The following is an 18067-nucleotide window of genomic DNA, read 5'->3' as shown; positions in this document are numbered from 1 at the left end:
TACGGCGAGATCAGGCCGCGCGCCTCACGACCGCGCACGCTCCCCGGGCGCCGATGCGGTCGAACCGCGCACCACCAGCTCCGGCATGAACACGAACTCGCTGTGCGGCGCGGGCGTTCCGCCGATCTCCTCCAGCAACGTGCGCACGGCCGCCTGGCCCATGGCCGGGACCGGCTTGCGGATGGTCGTCAGCGGCGGGTCGGTGAAGGCGATCAGCGGGGAGTCGTCGAAGCCGACCACGGAGATGTCCTTCGGCACGTCCAGACCGTGCTGCCGGGCCGCCCGGATCGCGCCCAGCGCCATCATGTCGCTGGCGCACACCACGGCCGTGCAGTCCCGCTCGATCAGGGCGGTGGCGGCGGCCTGGCCGCCCTCCAGCGTGTAGAGCGAGTGCTGCACCAGCTGCGACTCGACCGTCTCGGCGGGCAGGCCCAACTGCTCCTGCACCGCCCGCACGAACCCCTCGATCTTGCGCTGCACGGGCACGAACCGCTTGGGCCCGAGCGCCAGCCCGATCCGCGTGTGCCCCAGGGACGCCAGGTGCGTCACGGCCAGGCTCATCGCCGCGCGGTCGTCGGGGGAGATGAACGGCGCCTGCACCTTCGGCGAGAAACCGTCCACCAGCACGTAGGGCACGCCCTGCGCGCGCAGCCGGTCGTAGCGCTGCATGTCGGCCGTGGTGTCCGCGTGCAGCCCGGAGACGTAGATGATGCCGGCGACCCCGCGGTCCACCAGCATCTCGGTCAGCTCGTCCTCGGTCGAGCCGCCCGGGGTCTGGGTGGCGAGCACGGGCGTGTAACCCTGCCGCGTCAGTGCCTGGCCGATGACCTGGGCCAGGGCCGGGAAGATCGGGTTCTCCAGCTCCGGGGTGATCAGGCCGACCAGGCCCTCGCTGCGCTGGCGCAGCCGCACCGGGCGCTCGTAGCCCAGCACGTCGAGGGCGGCCAGCACGGACTGGCGGGTCGTGGCGGCGACGCCCGGCTTCCCGTTGAGGACGCGGCTGACGGTCGCTTCGCTCACCCCCGCCTGCAAAGCGATGTCCGCAAGCCGTGTGGTCACAGCACTGGACTGTAGCGGCCGGACTTCTGCTTGCACACCGACGGGACGCCGGGTGCGGGCCGGCGCGCGGCCCGCTGCGGGTTGCTTGGTCATCGCGGTCCCCTGAAGTCGTGTCGGCGTCCGCTCCGCAACGGATGATTCCCCCGGCGGACACGGATGGCAAGTGCTTGCAGAGTCTTGCACAACTGTCCGACTCCCCGCCGAACAGCCGGAAATCCAGGCCGATCAAGGGCTCGGGGCGATCGAGGGGAGGTCACGGCGGGATAACCATCCGCACCTCTTGCAACTTTTTGCTGCAAGGTCTTTCGCAACACGTTGCGACGACGTTAATGTCACCGACGCCCGGCCGCCAACGGCGCAGTCGGCAGCACGAAACGGGCTTCACCCTCAAGGAGAACTCATGCGGCGTGGCATAGCGGCCACCGCGCTGGTGGCGTCCCTCGCCCTGGCGGCGACGGCCTGCGGCGGAAGCGACAGCGGCGACGAGGCCGGCGGTCCGGTCACCATCACCTGGTGGGACACCTCCAACGCGACCAACGAGGCGCCGACGTACCAGGCCCTGGTCAAGGAGTTCGAGGCCGCCAACAAGGACATCAAGGTCAAGTACGTCAACGTCCCCTTCGATCAGGCGCAGAACAAGTTCGACACCGCCGCCGGTTCCAAGGGCGCCCCCGACGTGCTGCGCTCCGAGGTGGGCTGGACCCCCGCCTTCGCCAAGAAGGGCTTCTTCGCGCCGCTGGACGGCACCGAGGCCCTCGCCGAGAAGGACAAGTTCCAGCCCAGCCTGATCGAGCAGGCCACGTACGAGGGCAAGACCTACGGCGTCCCCTTCACCACGGACACCCTCGCCCTCGTCTACAACAAGGAACTGTTCGCCAAGGCCGGCGTCGAGGCGCCCAAGACCTGGGACGAGCTGAAGAAGGCCGCCGCCACCATCAAGGACAAGACCGGCGTCGACGGCTACTGGGGCTCCACCCAGGCCTACTACGCCCAGTCCTTCCTCTACGGCGAGGGCACCGACACCGTCGACGTCGACGCCAAGAAGATCACCGTCACCTCGCCCGAGGCCAAGAAGGCCTACGGCACCTGGCAGGGTCTGTTCAAGGGCAAGGGCCTGCACAAGGCCGACACCACCGCCGACGCCTACGCCCACATCCAGGAGGCCTTCGTCAGCGGCAAGGTCGCCTCGATCGTCCAGGGCCCGTGGGAGATCACGAACTTCTACAAGGGCGCGGCGTTCAAGGACAAGAACAACCTCGGCATCGCCACCGTCCCGGCCGGCTCCACCGGCAAGGCGGGCGCCCCGACCGGCGGCCACAACCTCTCGGTGTACGCGGGCTCGGACAAGGCCCACCAGGAGGCCTCGCTGAAGTTCGTGAAGTTCATGACCTCGGCCAAGGCCCAGGAGACCATCGCGCTGAAGAACTCCACGCTGCCCACGCGCGAGGACGCCTACACCGCGAAGGTCAAGTCCGACCCGGGCATCGCCGGCTTCCAGAGCGTGCTGTCCGCGGCCCAGCCGCGCCCGGCCCTGCCCGAGTACAGCTCCCTGTGGACCCCGCTCGACGACGAGCTGCTGAAGATCGCGAGCGGCAAGGTGTCCCTGGACAAGGGCCTCGGCAACGCCGAGACCGCCATCGCCAAGCTGGTGCCCGACTACAGCAAGTGACCGCCGCGTGGCCGCCGGGTCCCCCGGTCAAGGGGGAGGGGATCCGGCGGCCACCGGCCCGCGCCTCGAACCGGGCAGCCCTCCGTGACCTCCTTGAACTTCCAGAAGGTGTCGAACCATGACAGTCGCCATCGACCGAGCGACCGGCAAGCGGCGCGGTGAGCGGGAACCACGGCCCGGACCGGTGCAGCGGCTGAGGAACGGCCTGAACAAGCACTGGTACGCCTACGCGATGGTCGCCCCGGTGGCGATCGTCCTCGGCGTCCTCGTGCTGTACCCGCTCGGGTACGGCCTGTACCTCACCCTCACCGACGCCACCAGCCTGAACACCGCCCGCACGATCGGCGTCAACGAGATCGACGCCACCTACAAGTTCATCGGCCTGGACAACTACGCCGACATCCTGTGGGGCCCGACGTCCTACGACCGCTTCTGGTCGCACTTCCTGTGGACGATCTTCTGGACCGCGGCCTGCGTCACCCTGCACTACGGCATCGGACTCGGCCTCGCCCTGCTGCTCAACCAGAAGCTGCGCGGCCGCACCCTGTACCGCATGATCCTGGTGCTGCCCTGGGCGGTGCCGACCTTCGTCACCGTGTTCGGCTGGCGGTTCATGCTCGCCGACGGCGGCATCATCAACAGCGGCCTGGAGTTCCTGCACCTGCCGACGCCGTCGTGGCTGGAGGACACCTTCTGGCAGCGGTTCTCCGCGATCATGGTGAACACCTGGTGCGGCGTGCCGTTCATGATGGTCTCGCTCCTCGGCGGCCTGCAGTCGATCGACGCGAGCCTGTACGAGGCCTCCGAGATGGACGGCGCGAGCGCCTGGCAGCGCTTCCGCTACGTCACCCTGCCCGGCCTGCGCTCGGTCAGCACCACGGTCGTCCTGCTCGGCGTCATCTGGACGTTCAACCAGTTCGCCATCATCTTCCTGCTGTTCGGCAACACCGCCCCCGACGCGCAGATCCTCGTCACCTGGGCCTACCAGCTGGGCTTCGGGCAGCAGCCGCGCGACTACGCCCAGTCCGCCGCCTACGGGATCCTGCTGCTGTCGATCCTGATCGTCTTCACCTCCTTCTACCGCCGCTGGCTGAACCGTAACGACCAGCAACTCGCGATCTGAGGCAGGAGTCCGAAATGAGTACGACCACCGTCGAGACCCCCGCCCCGCCGGCCGAGCGGCGCCCCGCGAAGACCCAGGGCCGGACGCGCCGGCGCGGCGAGCAGAGCCGCGCGGCGTCCCTCGCCTCGCACGCCGTGCTGATCGTCGCGAGCCTGACCGCGCTCTTCCCGGTCGCCTGGCTGTTCTTCCTGTCCCTCGGACCGGACAAGGACGACTATCTGCACCCCGGGCGCATCTGGGGCAAGATGACGTTCGACAACTACGCGTTCGTCCTGCAGGACACCAGCTTCTTCGACTGGCTGAAGAGCACGCTGGTCGTGGTGCTGGGCACGACGCTGATCGGTGTCGTCGTCGCCGCGTCCACCGGCTACGCGGTCTCCCGCATGCGGTTCCCGGGTTACCGGAAGCTGATGTGGGTGCTGCTCGTCACCCAGATGTTCCCCATCGCGGTACTGATCGTGCCGATGTACCAGATCCTCTCGGATCTGCAGCTCATCGACAGCTACCTTGGTCTCATCCTTGTCAACTGCACGACGATCGTGCCGTACTGCGCCTGGCTGATGAAGGGCTATTTCGACACCATCCCGTTCGAGATCGACGAGGCCGGGCGCGTCGACGGGCTGACCCCCTTCGGCACGTTCGCGCGGCTCATCCTGCCGCTCGCCAAGCCCGGACTCGCGGTCGCCGCGTTCTACAGCTTCCTCACGGCCTTCGGTGAGGTCGCCTTCGCCTCGACGTTCATGCTGAGCGACGACAAGTACACCTTCGCCGTCGGTCTGCAGACGTTCGTCAGCGAGCACGACGCACAGCGCAACCTGATGGCCGCGACGGCGGTGCTGATCGCGATACCGGCCGCCGTCTTCTTCTACCTCGTGCAGAAGAACCTGGTGACCGGGCTCACCGCCGGCGGCACCAAGGGGTGACCCGGGCCCTTCGGGGCGCCGCCGAACGGCACGTCACAAGCCCGAGGCGGCCGCGGTGCCCATCCGACCCCGCTGTACCGCGGCCGCCTCGTCACCACGACCCACGTCCCACATGACCACACCTCAGTTACGCCTCAAGGACGACATGAGCCAGCACTCAGCTGCACCTGCCCCCACCTCCACCTCCGCCGTGGCCGTCGCCAAGCGCCGCGACTGGTGGCGGGACGCGGTGATCTACCAGGTGTACCCGCGCAGCTTCGCCGACAGCAACGGCGACGGCATGGGCGACCTGGAGGGTGTCCGCACCCGTCTGCCGTACCTGCGCGACCTCGGCGTGGACGCCGTGTGGCTCAGCCCTTTCTACGCCTCGCCGCAGGCCGACGCCGGCTACGACGTCGCCGACTACCGGGCCGTCGACCCGATGTTCGGCAACCTCCTGGACGCCGACGCGCTGATCCGCGACGCCCACCGGCTGGGGCTGCGCATCATCGTCGACCTCGTGCCCAACCACTCCTCGGACCAGCACGAGTGGTTCAAGCGCGCCGTCGCCGAGGGCCCGGGCTCGCCGCTGCGGGACCGCTACCACTTCCGCCCCGGCAAGGGCGTCGACGGCGAACTGCCGCCCAACGACTGGGAGTCCATCTTCGGCGGCCCGGCGTGGACCCGGGTCACCGAGCCCGACGGCACGCCCGGCGAGTGGTACCTGCACCTGTTCGCCCCGGAGCAGCCCGACTTCAACTGGAACCACCCGGCCGTCGGCGACGAGTTCCGCTCCATCCTGCGCTTCTGGCTGGACATGGGCGTGGACGGCTTCCGCATCGACGTGGCGCACGGCCTGGTGAAGGCGGACGGGCTGCCCGACCTTGGATCCCATGACCAGGTGAAGCTGCTGGGCAACGATGTCATGCCGTTCTTCGACCAGGACGGCGTGCACGAGATCTACCGGCAGTGGCGCCTCATCCTCGACGAGTACGCGGGCGAGCGCATCTTCGTCGCCGAGGCCTGGACGCCGACCATCGAGCGCACCGCCCACTACGTCCGCCCGGACGAGCTGCACCAGGCCTTCAACTTCCAGTACCTGAGCACCCACTGGGACGCGGCCGAGATGCGCGAGGTCATCGACCGCACCCTGGAGGCCATGCGTCCGGTCGGCGCCCCGGCCACCTGGGTGCTGTCCAACCACGACGTCACCCGGCACGCCACCCGGTTCGCCAACCCGCCCGGCCTCGGCACCCAGATCCGCGTGGCCGGCGACCGGGACCTGGGCCTGCGCCGGGCCCGGGCCGCGAGCCTGCTGATGCTGGCGCTGCCCGGCTCCGCCTACATCTACCAGGGCGAGGAGCTGGGCCTGCCCGACGTCGTCGACCTGCCCGACGAGGTGCGCCAGGACCCGGCGTACTTCCGGGGCGCGGGCCAGGACGGCTTCCGGGACGGCTGCCGGGTGCCGATCCCGTGGACCCGTACGGGCTCGTCGTACGGCTTCGGCGAGGGGGGCAGCTGGCTGCCGCAGCCGCCGGAGTGGGGCGAGCTGAGCGTCGAGGCGCAGAGCGGGGTGCCCGGCTCGACGCTGGAGCTGTACCGGGCCGCGCTCGCCGTGCGCCGGGAGCAGCCCGACCTGGGAGCCGGCACGTCCGTGGAGTGGCTGCGCGCGCCCGAGGGCGTACTGGCCTTCCGGCGCGGGGAGTTCGTGTGCGTCGCGAACACCACGGGCGAGTCGGTGGCGATGCCGGCGTACGGCCGGGTGCTGGTCGCGAGCGGTGAGATCGTGCAGGTCGACGACGAGGCGAAGGTGCCCGCCGACACCACGGTGTGGTGGACCACCGCGACGACCGCCTGATTTTCCCTTCGAATTTCGTTCGGCCCGCTGCCCTTTCGGGCGGCGGGCCTTTACCATCTGCGTCACCGCAAGGTTTCTGAACCTTGCAGCAAGAGCCTTCAACGGAGAAGGAAACCCCACATGGCACGCAGACACCTCTCCGCCGCCGTCGCGCTCGCCGCGGCTGCGGTTGTCATGAACCCGACGGTCGCCCAGGCCTCCCCACCGGGCACCAAGGACGTCACCGCCGTCCTCTTCGAGTGGAAGTTCGCCTCCGTCGCCCGCGAGTGCACCACCACCCTCGGCCCCGCCGGCTACGGCTACGTGCAGGTCTCCCCACCTGCCGAGCACATACAGGGCCCGCAGTGGTGGACCTCGTACCAGCCGGTCAGCTACAAGATCGCCGGCCGGCTCGGCGACCGCGCGGCCTTCCAGAACATGGTGAACACCTGCCACGCGGCCGGTGTGAAGGTCGTCGTCGACACCGTGATCAACCACATGTCGGCGGGCAGCGGCACCGGCACCGGCGGCTCGTCGTACACGAAGTACACCTACCCGGGCCTGTACTCGTCGTACGACTTCGACAACTGCACCGCGCAGATCACCAACTACCAGGACCGCGCCAATGTGCAGAACTGCGAACTGGTCGGCCTCGCCGACCTCGACACCGGCGAGGACTACGTCCGCCGGGCCATCGCCGGGTACATGAACGACCTGCTCTCCCTCGGCGTGGACGGCTTCCGCGTCGACGCGGCCAAGCACATGCCGGCCGCCGACCTCGCGAATATCAAGTCCCGGCTGAGCAACCCGTCGGCGTACTGGAAGCAGGAGGTCATTTACGGCGCCGGCGAGGCCGTCCAGCCCACCGAGTACACGGGCAACGGCGACGTCCAGGAGTTCCGCTACGCCTACGACCTCAAGCGCGTCTTCACCAACGAGAACCTCGCCTACCTGAAGAACTACGGCGAGGGCTGGGGCTACCTGAACAGCGGCGTCTCGGGCGTCTTCGTCGACAACCACGACACCGAGCGCAACGGCTCGACCCTCAGCTACAAGGACGGCGCCACCTACACCCTGGCCAACGTCTTCATGCTGGCCTGGCCCTACGGCGCCCCGGACATCAACTCCGGCTACGAGTTCACCGACCACGACGCCGGGCCGCCCAACGGGGGTCAGGTGAACGCCTGCTGGCAGGACGGCTGGAAGTGCCAGCACAACTGGCCGGAGATCAAGTCCATGGTCGCCTTCCGCAACGCCACCCGCGGCCAGGCCGTCACCAACTGGTGGGACAACGGCGGTGACGCCATCGCCTTCGGCCGGGGCAGCAAGGGCTTCGTGGCCCTCAACCACGAGTCCGGCGCCCTGACCCGGACCTACCAGACCTCGCTGCCGGCGGGCACGTACTGCAACGTGCAGAACAACACGCCGGTGACGGTGAACGCGAGCGGCCAGTTCACGGCCACCCTCGGTGCGCACACGGCTCTGGCGATACACGCGGGCAAGTCCGCCTGCTGAGGCCGGACACCGCGCGCGGCCCCGCCCTCCCCGCCCCGGGGTGGCCGGGGCCGCTGTTCCGGACCAGCACTCCTGGTTGAAAGTTCTTTCCAACGGTTTCAAGACTCTTGCTGTAAGGGTTTCGGCGGCGATACGGTCGCGCGGGGTCGGACCCGACAGAGCCGCAATCGCTAGGAGCCCCTCTGTGATACCGAGATGGCCGGTGCCGTCCAGGCGCCGTACCGCCCGTGCCGGACGGGTCGCCGCGGTCACCGCCGCCGCGCTGGCCGCCACACTCGTCCAGCCGCTCGCCGCCCGGGCGGCCGCCCCGCCGGCGCCGCCGTCCGATGCCGCGCTGGCCGCCCAGCCGGCCCGGCACGACGCCACCCGGGAGCAGTTCTACTTCGTCCTGCCGGACCGCTTCGCCAACGGCGACCCGCGCAACGACAAGGGCGGCCTGACCGGTTCGCGCCTCGCCACCGGCTACGACCCCACCGACAAGGGCTTCTACCAGGGCGGCGACCTCAAGGGCCTGACCGAGAGGCTCGACTACATCAAGGGCCTGGGCACCACCGCCCTGTGGATGGCCCCGATCTTCAAGAACCGGCCCGTACAGGGCACCGGGGCGAACGCGTCGGCCGGCTACCACGGCTACTGGATCACCGACTTCACCCAGGTCGACCCGCACTTCGGCACCAACGAGGACCTCGAGACCCTCATCGACAAGGCCCACGACAAGGGCATGAAGGTCTTCTTCGACGTCATCACCAACCACACGGCGGACGTCGTCGACTACGAGGAGAAGTCCTACGACTACCTCTCCAAGGGCGCCTTCCCGTACCTGACGAAGGACGGCGAGCCGTTCGACGACGCCGACTACGCCGACGGGCGGCGGGACTTCCCCGAGGTCGACCGCGACTCCTTCCCGCGCACCCCGGCCGTCGCCGCCGCCGAGAAGAACGTCAAGGTCCCGTCGTGGCTCAACGACCCGACGATGTACCACAACCGCGGCGACTCCACCTTCGCCGGCGAGAGCTCCACCCACGGTGACTTCTCCGGGCTCGACGACCTGTGGACCGAACGGCCCGAGGTCGTCAGCGGCATGGAGAAGATCTACCGGCGCTGGGTGCGGGACTTCGACATCGACGGCTTCCGGATCGACACCGTCAAGCACGTCAACATGGAGTTCTGGACGCAGTGGGCCACCGCCCTCGACGCCTACGCGGCGAAGAAGGGCCGCGACGACTTCTTCATGTTCGGCGAGGTCTACTCGGCCGACACGGACGTCACCGCCCCCTACGTCACCGAGGGCCGGCTCGACGCCACCCTGGACTTCCCCTTCCAGGAGGCGGCCCGCCAGTACGCCTCCCAGGGCGGCAGCGCGCAAGCCCTCGCGGGCGTCTTCGGCGACGACTACAAGTACACGACCGGCACGGCCAACGCCTACGAGCAGGTCACCTTCCTCGGCAACCACGACATGGGCCGCATCGGGGCGTTCCTGAAGCAGGACGATCCGAAGGCCACCGACGCCGAGATCCTCGCCAAGGACAAGCTGGCCAACGAGCTGATGTTCCTCAGCCGCGGCAACCCGGTCGTCTACTACGGCGACGAACAGGGCTTCGCCGGCGCGGGCGGCGACAAGGACGCCCGGCAGACCATGTTCGCCTCGCGCACCGCCGACTACCTCGACGACGACCGCATCGGCACCGACGCCACGCACGCCGAGGACGCCTACGACACCAAGGCGCCCCTCTACCGGCAGATCAGCGCCCTCGCCCAGCTCCGCAAGGCCCACCCGGCCCTCACCGACGGCGTCCAGCAGCAGCGGTACGCGGCCGACGGGCCCGGCGTCTACGCCTTCTCCCGCACGGACCCGAAGACCCGCACCGAGTACGTCGTCGCCTTCAACAACGCCGCCGACGAGAAGACCGCGACCTTCGCGACCGGCTCGGCCGGCATGACCTTCCGTGGCCTGTACGGCACCGACGCCTCCGTCAAGAGCGACGGCGACAAGAAGGTCACCGTCACGGTCCCGGCCGGCTCCGCGATCGTCCTGAAGGCAGCCGGAAAGCTCGCCAAGCCCGCCACCGCTCCCACGCTCACCCTCAAGGCCCCGGCGGCCGGCGCGACCGGCACCGTGGAGATCTCCGCGGACGTCGACGGAGGACAGCTCAACCGGGTCGTCTTCGCCGCGCAGACCGGCAACGGCTCCTGGCGCGTCCTCGGCTCCGCCGACCACGCCCCGTACAAGGTGACCCACACCATCGGCAAGGACGTGCCGCCGGGCACCGCCCTGCGCTACAAGGCCGTCGTCGTCGACTCGGCCGGCCGCACCGCGAGCGCCCTGGCGTCCTCCACCACCGGCACCCCGCCCGTCCAGGAACCGCCCACCGCGTCCTCCCGCGACTACGCGGTCGTCCACTACAAGCGCGCGGACGGCGACTACGCCGACTGGGGCCTGTACGCCTGGGGCGACCTCGCCGAGGGCGAGGCCACCGAGTGGCCGGACAGCCACCCCTTCACCGGCCGGGACGCCTACGGCGCCTTCGCCTGGGTCAAGCTCAAGCCCGGCGCCTCGAACGTCAGCTTCCTCGTCATCGACAAGGACGGCACCAAGGACGTCGCCACCGACCGCACGATCGACGTCACCAGGACCGGTGAGATCTGGATCGAGCAGGGCAAGGAGACCGTCACCACCGAGCGGCCGGCCTACCCGGCGCCCGACAAGGGCAAGGCCGTCCTGCACTACCACCGGGCTGGGGGTACCTCCCAGGCTTTCGGCTCTGGGGGAGGGATCTACGACGGCTGGGGCCTGCACGTGTGGACCGGCGCCGCGAACCCCACCGACTGGTCGAACCCCCTCAAGCCGGTGAAGACTGACTCCTATGGCGCAGTCTTCGAGGTGCCGCTCACCGAGGGTGCCACCAGCCTCAGCTACATCCTCCACAAGGGCGACGAGAAGGACCTGCCCACCGACCAGTCGCTCGACCTCAAGGCGAACGGCCACGAGGTGTGGCTGGTGAGCGGCCAGGAGAAGTACCTGCTCCCGCAGCCCGCGGGCAGCGCCGCCGCCCTCGACCCGACCACCTCCAAGGCGGTCTGGATCGACCGGAACACCCTCGCCTTCAACGGCTCCGACGCCGCCGCCTCCACCCAGCTGCAGTACTCCCGCGACGGCTCGATCAAGGTCGAGGACGGCGCCCTGACCGGCGACGCGAAGTGGCTGCGCCTGTCGAAGGGGGAGCTGACCGACGCCCAGAAGGCGAAGTTCCCGCACCTGAGGGAGTACGACGCCTGGACCGTCGACCCCCGTGACCGCGACCGGGTCCGCGAGGCCCTGCGCGGCCAGGTCGTCGCCACCCAGCACGCGGCCAACGGGGCCGTGCTCGTGGCGACCGGCGTCCAGATCGCCGGAGTCCTCGACGACCTGTACTCCGGCGCCACGCAGTCCCGCCTGGGACCGGTCTTCGCCGAGGGCCGCCCCACCCTGTCCGTGTGGGCCCCGACCGCGCAGTCCGTCGCCCTGGAACTGGACGGCCAGACCGTCGCCATGCGCCGCGACTCCGCGACCGGCGTCTGGTCCGTCACCGGCCCCGCCTCCTGGAAGAACAAGCCCTACCGCTACGTCGTGAAGGTCTGGGCGCCCAGCGTCCGCAAGGTCGTCACCAACAAGGTCACCGACCCCTACGCCGTGGCCCTCACCGCCGACTCCGAGCGCGGCCTCGTCGTCGACCTGGCCGACAAGGCCCTCCGGCCGGCCGGCTGGTCGACGTACACCAAGCCGAAGGCCGTGCCGCTGCGGGACGCGCAGATCCAGGAGCTGCACGTCCGCGACTTCTCCGTCGAGGACCGCACGGCGAAGCACCCCGGCACCTACCTCGCCTTCACCGACAAGGCGAGCGACGGCAGCAAGCACCTGCGCGAGCTGGCGAAGGCCGGCACCTCGTACGTGCACCTGCTGCCCGCCTTCGACATCGCCACCATCCCCGAGCGCCGGGCCGACCAGGCGCGCACCGACTGCGACCTGGCCTCCCACCCGGCCGACTCCGACAAGCAGCAGGAGTGCGTCGGGAAGATCGCCGCGAAGGACGCCTACAACTGGGGGTACGACCCGTACCACTACACGGTCCCCGAGGGCTCCTACGCCACCGACCCGGACGGCACGGCCCGCACGGTCGAGTTCCGCAGGATGGTCAAGGCCCTCAACGACGACGGCCTGCGGGTCGTCATGGACGTGGTCTACAACCACACCGCCGCCGCCGGGCAGGAGAAGACGAGCGTCCTTGACCGGATCGTGCCCGGCTACTACCAGCGCCTGCTCGCCGACGGCTCGGTCGCGAACAGCACCTGCTGCGCCAACACCGCCACCGAGAACGCCATGATGGGCAAGCTGGTCGTCGACTCGATCGTCACCTGGGCCAAGGAGTACAAGGTCGACGGCTTCCGCTTCGACCTCATGGGCCACCACCCGAAGGCCAACATCCTGGCCGTGCGCAAGGCCCTGGACGAGCTGACCCTCGCGAAGGACGGCGTCGACGGCAAGAAGATCATCCTGTACGGCGAGGGCTGGAACTTCGGCGAGGTCGCCGACGACGCCCGGTTCGTCCAGGCCACCCAGAAGAACATGGCCGGCACCGGCATCGCCACCTTCTCCGACCGGGCCCGTGACGCCGTGCGCGGCGGCGGCCCCTTCGACGAGGACCCCGGCGTGCAGGGCTTCGCCTCCGGCCTGTTCACCGAGCCCAACTCCTCGAAGGCCAACGGCACCCCGGCCGAGCAGAAGGCCCGCCTGCTGCACTACCAGGACCTCATCAAGGTGGGCCTGACCGGCAACCTGAGCGCCTACACCTTCACCGACACCAGCGGCAAGGAGGTCAAGGGCTCCCAGGTCGACTACAACGGCGCCCCCGCCGGCTACGCCGACGCCCCCGGTGACGCCCTCGCCTACGCGGACGCGCACGACAACGAGACCCTGTTCGACGCGCTCGCCTTCAAGCTGCCCGCCACGGTGAGCGCCTCCGACCGGGCCCGGATGCAGGTCCTGGCCATGGCGACGGCCACCCTCTCGCAGGGCCCGGCCCTCTCCCAGGCGGGCACCGACCTGCTGCGCTCCAAGTCCCTGGACCGCAACTCCTACGACAGCGGCGACTGGTTCAACGCGATCCACTGGGACTGCCGGGACGGCAACGGCTTCGGCCGCGGACTGCCCATGGCGGCCGACAACAAGGACAAGTGGCCGTACGCCAAGCCGCTGCTGGGCACGGTGACGGTCGGCTGCGAGCAGATCGAGGGCGCCTCGGCGGCCTACCGCGACCTGCTGCGGATCCGCGCCGCCGAACCGGACTTCTCCCTCGGCACGGCCGAGCGGGTGCAGTCCCGGCTGTCCTTCCCGCTGTCCGGCACGGACGAGACGCCCGGTGTGATCACCATGCGCCTCGGTGACCTCGTCGTCGTCTTCAACGCCACGCCCGGGCGGCAGGAGCAGCGCGTCCCCGGTCTGGCCGGAACCGGCTACCGGCTGCACCCCGTGCAGGCGGCCGGCGCCGACGCCACCGTGAAGTCCTCCGCCTACGCGGAGAAGTCCGGGACGTTCGCCGTTCCGGGACGGACGGTCGCGGTCTTCGAGCGCACCGCCGGCTGACGCACCCGGTACGGGCGGGGCGGGCCGCGATCGGCGGCCCGCCCCGCCTGCCGTTAGGGTGAGCCCACCGACCTGGAACAGGAGTGCTGATGCCGCAGATCACCGTCGACTATTCCGCCGACCTCGCGGACGACTTCGACCGGCCCGGTTTCGCGAAGGCGCTGCACGAGGCCACGGTCGAGATCGCCGCCGCCAAGCCTCCGGCCTGCAAGACCCGGTTCCGCCGGACCGAGGACATCGTGGTCGGCCCCGACACTGAGGGGCACGCCCATGTGCACGTCCACATCGCGCTGCTCGCCGGCCGCACCGACGAGACCAAGGCCCGGCTCACCCAGGCCGCGCTGGAGCTGCTGCGGACGCATCTGAAGCCCGCCGCCGGCGTCGCGCTGCACGCCTCCGCCGAGGTCCGCGACCTGGACCCGTCCTACGCCAAGTCCGAGAGCTGAGCGCCCGGCCCGGTCAGCTCGCCAGGGCGATCAGCCGGCCGGCCAGGCTCGCGAACGGGCCGTCGGCCGGCTCGTCCTCGACGATGCGGCGCAGCAGGGCGGCCATCTCCTCGTCGTAGGTGGCGCTGACGGCGGCGAGCGCCGCGAAGTCGTTGACGAGCTGGGGCTCCAGCTCCTCGCGCGGGATGCGCCGGCCGTCCAGCCAGATCAGCGCCGTCGACTCGGCGAGCGAGATCCACGACCGCACGACCAGTTCGAGCCGCGCGGGCGGATCGGTCACGCCCAGGTGCGAAAGGATCTGGACATACGCGGCCTGCCGTACGGAGTCGATGAGCGCGTTGGTCGTCGAGGACCCGACCGCCGGGCCGCCGCGCATCAGGGCGGAGAAACCGGGCCCGTGCTCGTCCACGAAGTCGAAGTAGCGGCGCATCACGCGCAGCAGCCGGGCCCCCAGCGGGCCCTCGTGCGGCTCCACGAACCGGGCCGCGAGATCGTCCGAGGCCCGCTGCAACGCGGCCTCGTACAGGCTGAGTTTGCCGGGGAAGTAGTGGTAGACCAACGGGCGTGAGATGCCCGCGGCCGACGCTATCTCATCGATCGAGACCTCGTCGGGCGAGCGGCGGCTGAACAGTTCGAGGGCGACGCCGATCAACTGCTGCCGTCGCTCCTCGACTCCCATCCTGCGGCGAACCCCGGTAGTCATACGAACACCTTACCGATCGATTCCGGCCGCGAACGGTCCGGAGCGATCGCCGAGGTCCGCCCGGGACTCCCGGGCCGTCGCCGGAACCGCTGCTCAGCGCAGCCCGCCGATCGAACGCCCGTCCTCCAGCGTGCCCTTCAGCTCGGCCTGCGCGCCCTGCTCGGCCGGGACGGTGAGCAGACTGCCCGGGGCCGACCCGTCGACCCCGCCGGTCGCCCGGATCGCGTCGGTCCGCCGGCTGCCGGCGGCCAGCAGGTACCAGTCGCCCGCCTTCGACTTCCACAGCACCCCGGCCAGCACGTGCGGATCCCGCGGCCCGCACGCCGGCACGTTCTCGGCCTTCGCCGCCACCGCCCCGTACGCCCCGCCCGGCGTGTGGAACTGGGCCAGCACCCGTGCCCCGCCGCCCCGCCAGGTCTCCGCCCGCGTGCACACCCAGGCCGCCGAGCCGCTCGCGTCGGGCAGCGGCTGCTCGTTGAACGCCCAGGCGTTGACGCTGCGCACCCCCGCCGAGCGGACCGTGCCCAGCGAGCAGGCGAACGGCCGCCAGGTGCGCAGCGCCGCGGCGCCGGACACCTCGCCCGGGGAGCCGGGCCGGCCCGTGGTGAGCCGGGCCGGGACCAGTTCGCCGAGGTCCGTCAGCAGCCGCGTCCTGGTGCCGTCGGTCACCTCCAGCACGTTCCACGAGGTGCACGGGCCGGAGCGCAGGGCGGGGCTGGCCAGCGGGGCGGTCACCCCGTCGTCGAGCGCCAGGTCCATCGCGCCCGAGCCCGGCTTCAGCAGATCCCGCTCGGCCGCCTGCTCGATCCAGGGGGCGGTCAGATAGCGGACGTTGCCGTCGGCCCGGCCCAGGACCACCGCGCCGGCCTCGGCCCGGGAGGCCCCGTCGACCCGGGCGAAGTCGAGGGCGGCCCCCTGCGTGCCGTCCTTCGGCTCGGCGTACCGGGCGATGCGCAGCCCGTCGTGGAGGATCACCACACGCGCGGCGTCGACCGTCCCCGCGTAGAGCAGCTGGGGCGGTCCGGCCGGGCCGCCGGACGGGGTGCCGGGCGTCGCCGAGACCTGGACCGTCTCCCCGGGACGGGCCCAGACCGCGAGGGCGCGGCGCAGCAGGGCGTCGTCGCCGGTGAGATCGCCCCGGGCCGGCCACACGGAGAAGTCGGTGCGCGCCGAGACCCGCCACGCGGCCGGGGGGACGCGGGTCAGTTTCGCCGGGTCGAGGGCGGCCTGGGCGGCCGGGTTGCGCGCGTACGGCGGGGCTGCGGCGCCGTCGGGGCCCCAGCCCTCGCCGGGCAGTCCGAGCAGCGCCCCGCACACCAGCAGGGCCGCACCGGCGGCCAGCGCGGCCTTCAGATGCTGGCGGCGCCGCATCAGATCGGTGGGGCGGGCCTGCAGCGAGCAGGGGTCGAACTCGGGGGAGTCGAGCAGGCCGAACTGCTCGGGGACGCCCCCGGCCTCCAGCAGCGCACCCTCCGGGTCGGCGACGCCCGCGGCCGCGAGCACCTTGCGCGCGCCGTCGTCCGTCAGCCGCTCCAGGCCGCGCAGCGCGTACGCGGCCCGGGCCGGGCCCGACAGCGTGGACAGCCGCTGGTCCAGGGCGAGTTCGTCGGCGCCGCCGGAGCGCGGGAAGAGTTTCAGGCCCCACACCTGCGGCAGCAGCGCCGGCAGCTGGGACCGCTTGGGCCAGGCCCTGAGCCGCAGCGGCACTCCGGCCTCCAGCGCCGTGCGCAGCACCTGGAGCCGCACCAGGGCGTAGCCCGGGTCGCCGTCCCGGCCGGTGGACTGGGCCGGGATCACCGGCGCCGGGGTGCGGTTGCGGGGGAGCGCCCGCTGGGTGAGGGCGTGGGCGGTCAGGACGCGCCGGCTGCGGCCCAGACCGGGCGGCAGCACCAGGTAGGCCAGCCGGGCGAGCCGTGGATAGTGCTCGACGAGGGCGGCCTCGGCCTGCTCGACGTCGACGACCGGGTCGGCCGGGGAAGAGGCTGCGGGGCGCTGGGCGACATCCTGTGACTGCACGTTCAGCAGAACGAGCGAATCGGTGGATGGTCACCTGACCGCGGAACCGTCAGGCCCCGGGAGGTGCCTCCGGCTCGACGAGCAGCCGGGCGTAGTTCGCCATCGACCGCTGGTAGCGCGGCAGGTGCGGGGCGAGGGCGCCCAGGGCCAGCGACAGGCCCTCGCGGTCGCGGCCGAGGCTGGACAGGCACAGGGCCAGACAGGCGCGCACGGCGTCGTCCAGCTCGTCCGAAGGGGCGTCGAGTTCGGCTTCGAGCAGCTCGACGCCCTCCTCGGCCCGCCCGATGTTCCGCAGCGAGCTGGCCAGCTGGATCTTCGTCCGGCGGGTCTTGTAGCGGCTGACGTCGGCCAGCCCCCGGGCCAGCGCCTCCCGGTACAGCGGGACGGCCCGGTCCGAGTGGCCGGTCGAGTCCCAGGCGCAGGCCTGCTCGAAGGGGCCCAGCGGGCTGTCCGCGGGCAGTTCCGCCACCAGGGCGTCGACGTCGGCGCGGAAGCGGGCCTCGTCCTCCTCCGTCTCGGCGTACGCGTCGAAACGGTCCCACAGGGCGGCCACGCGGTCTTCCCAGTCCTGGTTCACCGGCCCACCCTCGCACGCCGGTGCCCATGGGGGCAGCGGGATTTTGAGCAGTCCGGGCCCCGCGGCCGTATCGAGGGGGAGAGCCTCGTGCCAGGGCTCCGTGCGGCATGCGTCCGGACGTGCCGTGACAAGGACCGGAGGAACAGATGAGGGTGACCCGACCGATGCTCGCGCTGAGCGGCGCGGTGGCGATACTGGCGCTGGCCGGCTGCGGATCCGGCGGCGAGCACGAGGCGGCCGTGCCGGAGGCGGTGACCGGCAGCCTGGAGCACATCGCGGCCGAGGCCGAGTGCGAGCCGAACATGCAGACCGACGCCGACACCATCCGTCAGGCCCTCTGCGAGCGGGGCAAGGACAAGTACGTCCTCGCCACCTTCGCCACCGACCGCGGCCAGCGTGAGTGGCTCAACGGCGCCAAGGACTACGGCGGTTACTACCTCGTCGGCCGCAAGTGGGTCGCCGTCGGCCAGAAGAAGACCGTGCTGGCCCTCCAGGGCACCCTCGGCGGGACCATGGAAGAGGGCTCCGAGCACATGAACCCCGGCGGCAGCCACAACCGCGGCGGCCACCACGGCTGACCGCGAGGCGGGTTCCGGGCAA

12 protein-coding genes are annotated in these 18067 nt (G+C 70.9%); 8 read left to right on the top strand and 4 right to left on the bottom strand.

All coding sequences use genetic code 11. The features are described from left to right. Positions 1-24: 24 nt before the first annotated feature. Positions 25-1059: a LacI family DNA-binding transcriptional regulator gene (locus tag ACIGAN_RS22155; RefSeq protein ID WP_365086743.1), complete on the bottom strand. Its 1035-nt coding sequence runs from the start codon at positions 1057-1059 to the stop codon at positions 25-27. Positions 1060-1459: 400 nt separating this feature from the next. Between ACIGAN_RS22155 and ACIGAN_RS22150 the strand changes: the two genes are divergently transcribed. The 7 genes from ACIGAN_RS22150 to ACIGAN_RS22120 all read left to right on the top strand — a co-directional run bounded on the left by ACIGAN_RS22150 (position 1460) and on the right by ACIGAN_RS22120 (position 14171). Next, complete coding sequence (locus ACIGAN_RS22150) at positions 1460-2728, top strand: extracellular solute-binding protein (RefSeq protein WP_365737804.1); 1269 nt, start codon at positions 1460-1462, stop codon at positions 2726-2728. A 118-nt stretch (positions 2729-2846) separates the two neighbouring features. After that, entirely contained in the window at positions 2847-3851 is a 1005-nt protein-coding gene (locus ACIGAN_RS22145; protein WP_309096290.1) for a carbohydrate ABC transporter permease, read from the top strand. A 14-nt stretch (positions 3852-3865) separates the two neighbouring features. Beyond that, positions 3866-4774, top strand: coding sequence for a sugar ABC transporter permease (locus ACIGAN_RS22140; protein ID WP_365086737.1), 909 nt, complete (start codon positions 3866-3868; stop codon positions 4772-4774). A gap of 145 nt (positions 4775-4919) precedes the next feature. After that, positions 4920-6611, top strand: coding sequence for a glycoside hydrolase family 13 protein (locus ACIGAN_RS22135; protein ID WP_365086734.1), 1692 nt, complete (start codon positions 4920-4922; stop codon positions 6609-6611). Between the two features lie 120 nt (positions 6612-6731). Beyond that, positions 6732-8105: an alpha-amylase family protein gene (locus ACIGAN_RS22130; protein WP_399859784.1), complete on the top strand. Its 1374-nt coding sequence runs from the start codon at positions 6732-6734 to the stop codon at positions 8103-8105. 184 nt (positions 8106-8289) lie between these two features. Continuing rightward, complete coding sequence (gene pulA, locus ACIGAN_RS22125) at positions 8290-13725, top strand: pullulanase-type alpha-1,6-glucosidase (protein WP_399859782.1); 5436 nt, start codon at positions 8290-8292, stop codon at positions 13723-13725. Between the two features lie 89 nt (positions 13726-13814). Further along, positions 13815-14171 carry a 5-carboxymethyl-2-hydroxymuconate Delta-isomerase gene (locus ACIGAN_RS22120; protein ID WP_365086725.1) on the top strand — a complete coding sequence of 119 codons (357 nt, stop codon included), beginning with the start codon at positions 13815-13817 and terminating at the stop codon, positions 14169-14171. A 13-nt stretch (positions 14172-14184) separates the two neighbouring features. On the opposite strand, the gene ACIGAN_RS22115 is transcribed toward ACIGAN_RS22120, so the two are convergent. From ACIGAN_RS22115 to ACIGAN_RS22105, 3 genes are all read right to left on the bottom strand, one after another. Further along, positions 14185-14874 carry a TetR/AcrR family transcriptional regulator gene (locus ACIGAN_RS22115; protein WP_365086723.1) on the bottom strand — a complete coding sequence of 230 codons (690 nt, stop codon included), beginning with the start codon at positions 14872-14874 and terminating at the stop codon, positions 14185-14187. Positions 14875-14967: 93 nt separating this feature from the next. Further along, positions 14968-16890: a hypothetical protein gene (locus tag ACIGAN_RS22110; protein WP_399859778.1), complete on the bottom strand. Its 1923-nt coding sequence runs from the start codon at positions 16888-16890 to the stop codon at positions 14968-14970. 49 nt (positions 16891-16939) lie between these two features. Further along, positions 16940-17467, bottom strand: coding sequence for a tetratricopeptide repeat protein (locus ACIGAN_RS22105; RefSeq protein WP_399859776.1), 528 nt, complete (start codon positions 17465-17467; stop codon positions 16940-16942). 146 nt (positions 17468-17613) lie between these two features. Here ACIGAN_RS22105 and ACIGAN_RS22100 point away from each other — a divergent pair, with 146 nt between their 5' ends. Then, positions 17614-18045 carry a hypothetical protein gene (locus ACIGAN_RS22100; protein WP_399859773.1) on the top strand — a complete coding sequence of 144 codons (432 nt, stop codon included), beginning with the start codon at positions 17614-17616 and terminating at the stop codon, positions 18043-18045. Positions 18046-18067: the final 22 nt, after the last annotated feature.

Source organism: Streptomyces sp. NPDC085931 (assembly GCF_044540565.1).
Taxonomy (GTDB): domain Bacteria; phylum Actinomycetota; class Actinomycetes; order Streptomycetales; family Streptomycetaceae; genus Streptomyces.
Note: the sequence above shows the minus strand (reverse complement) of the source record. Positions and strands in the feature narration are given on the sequence as shown.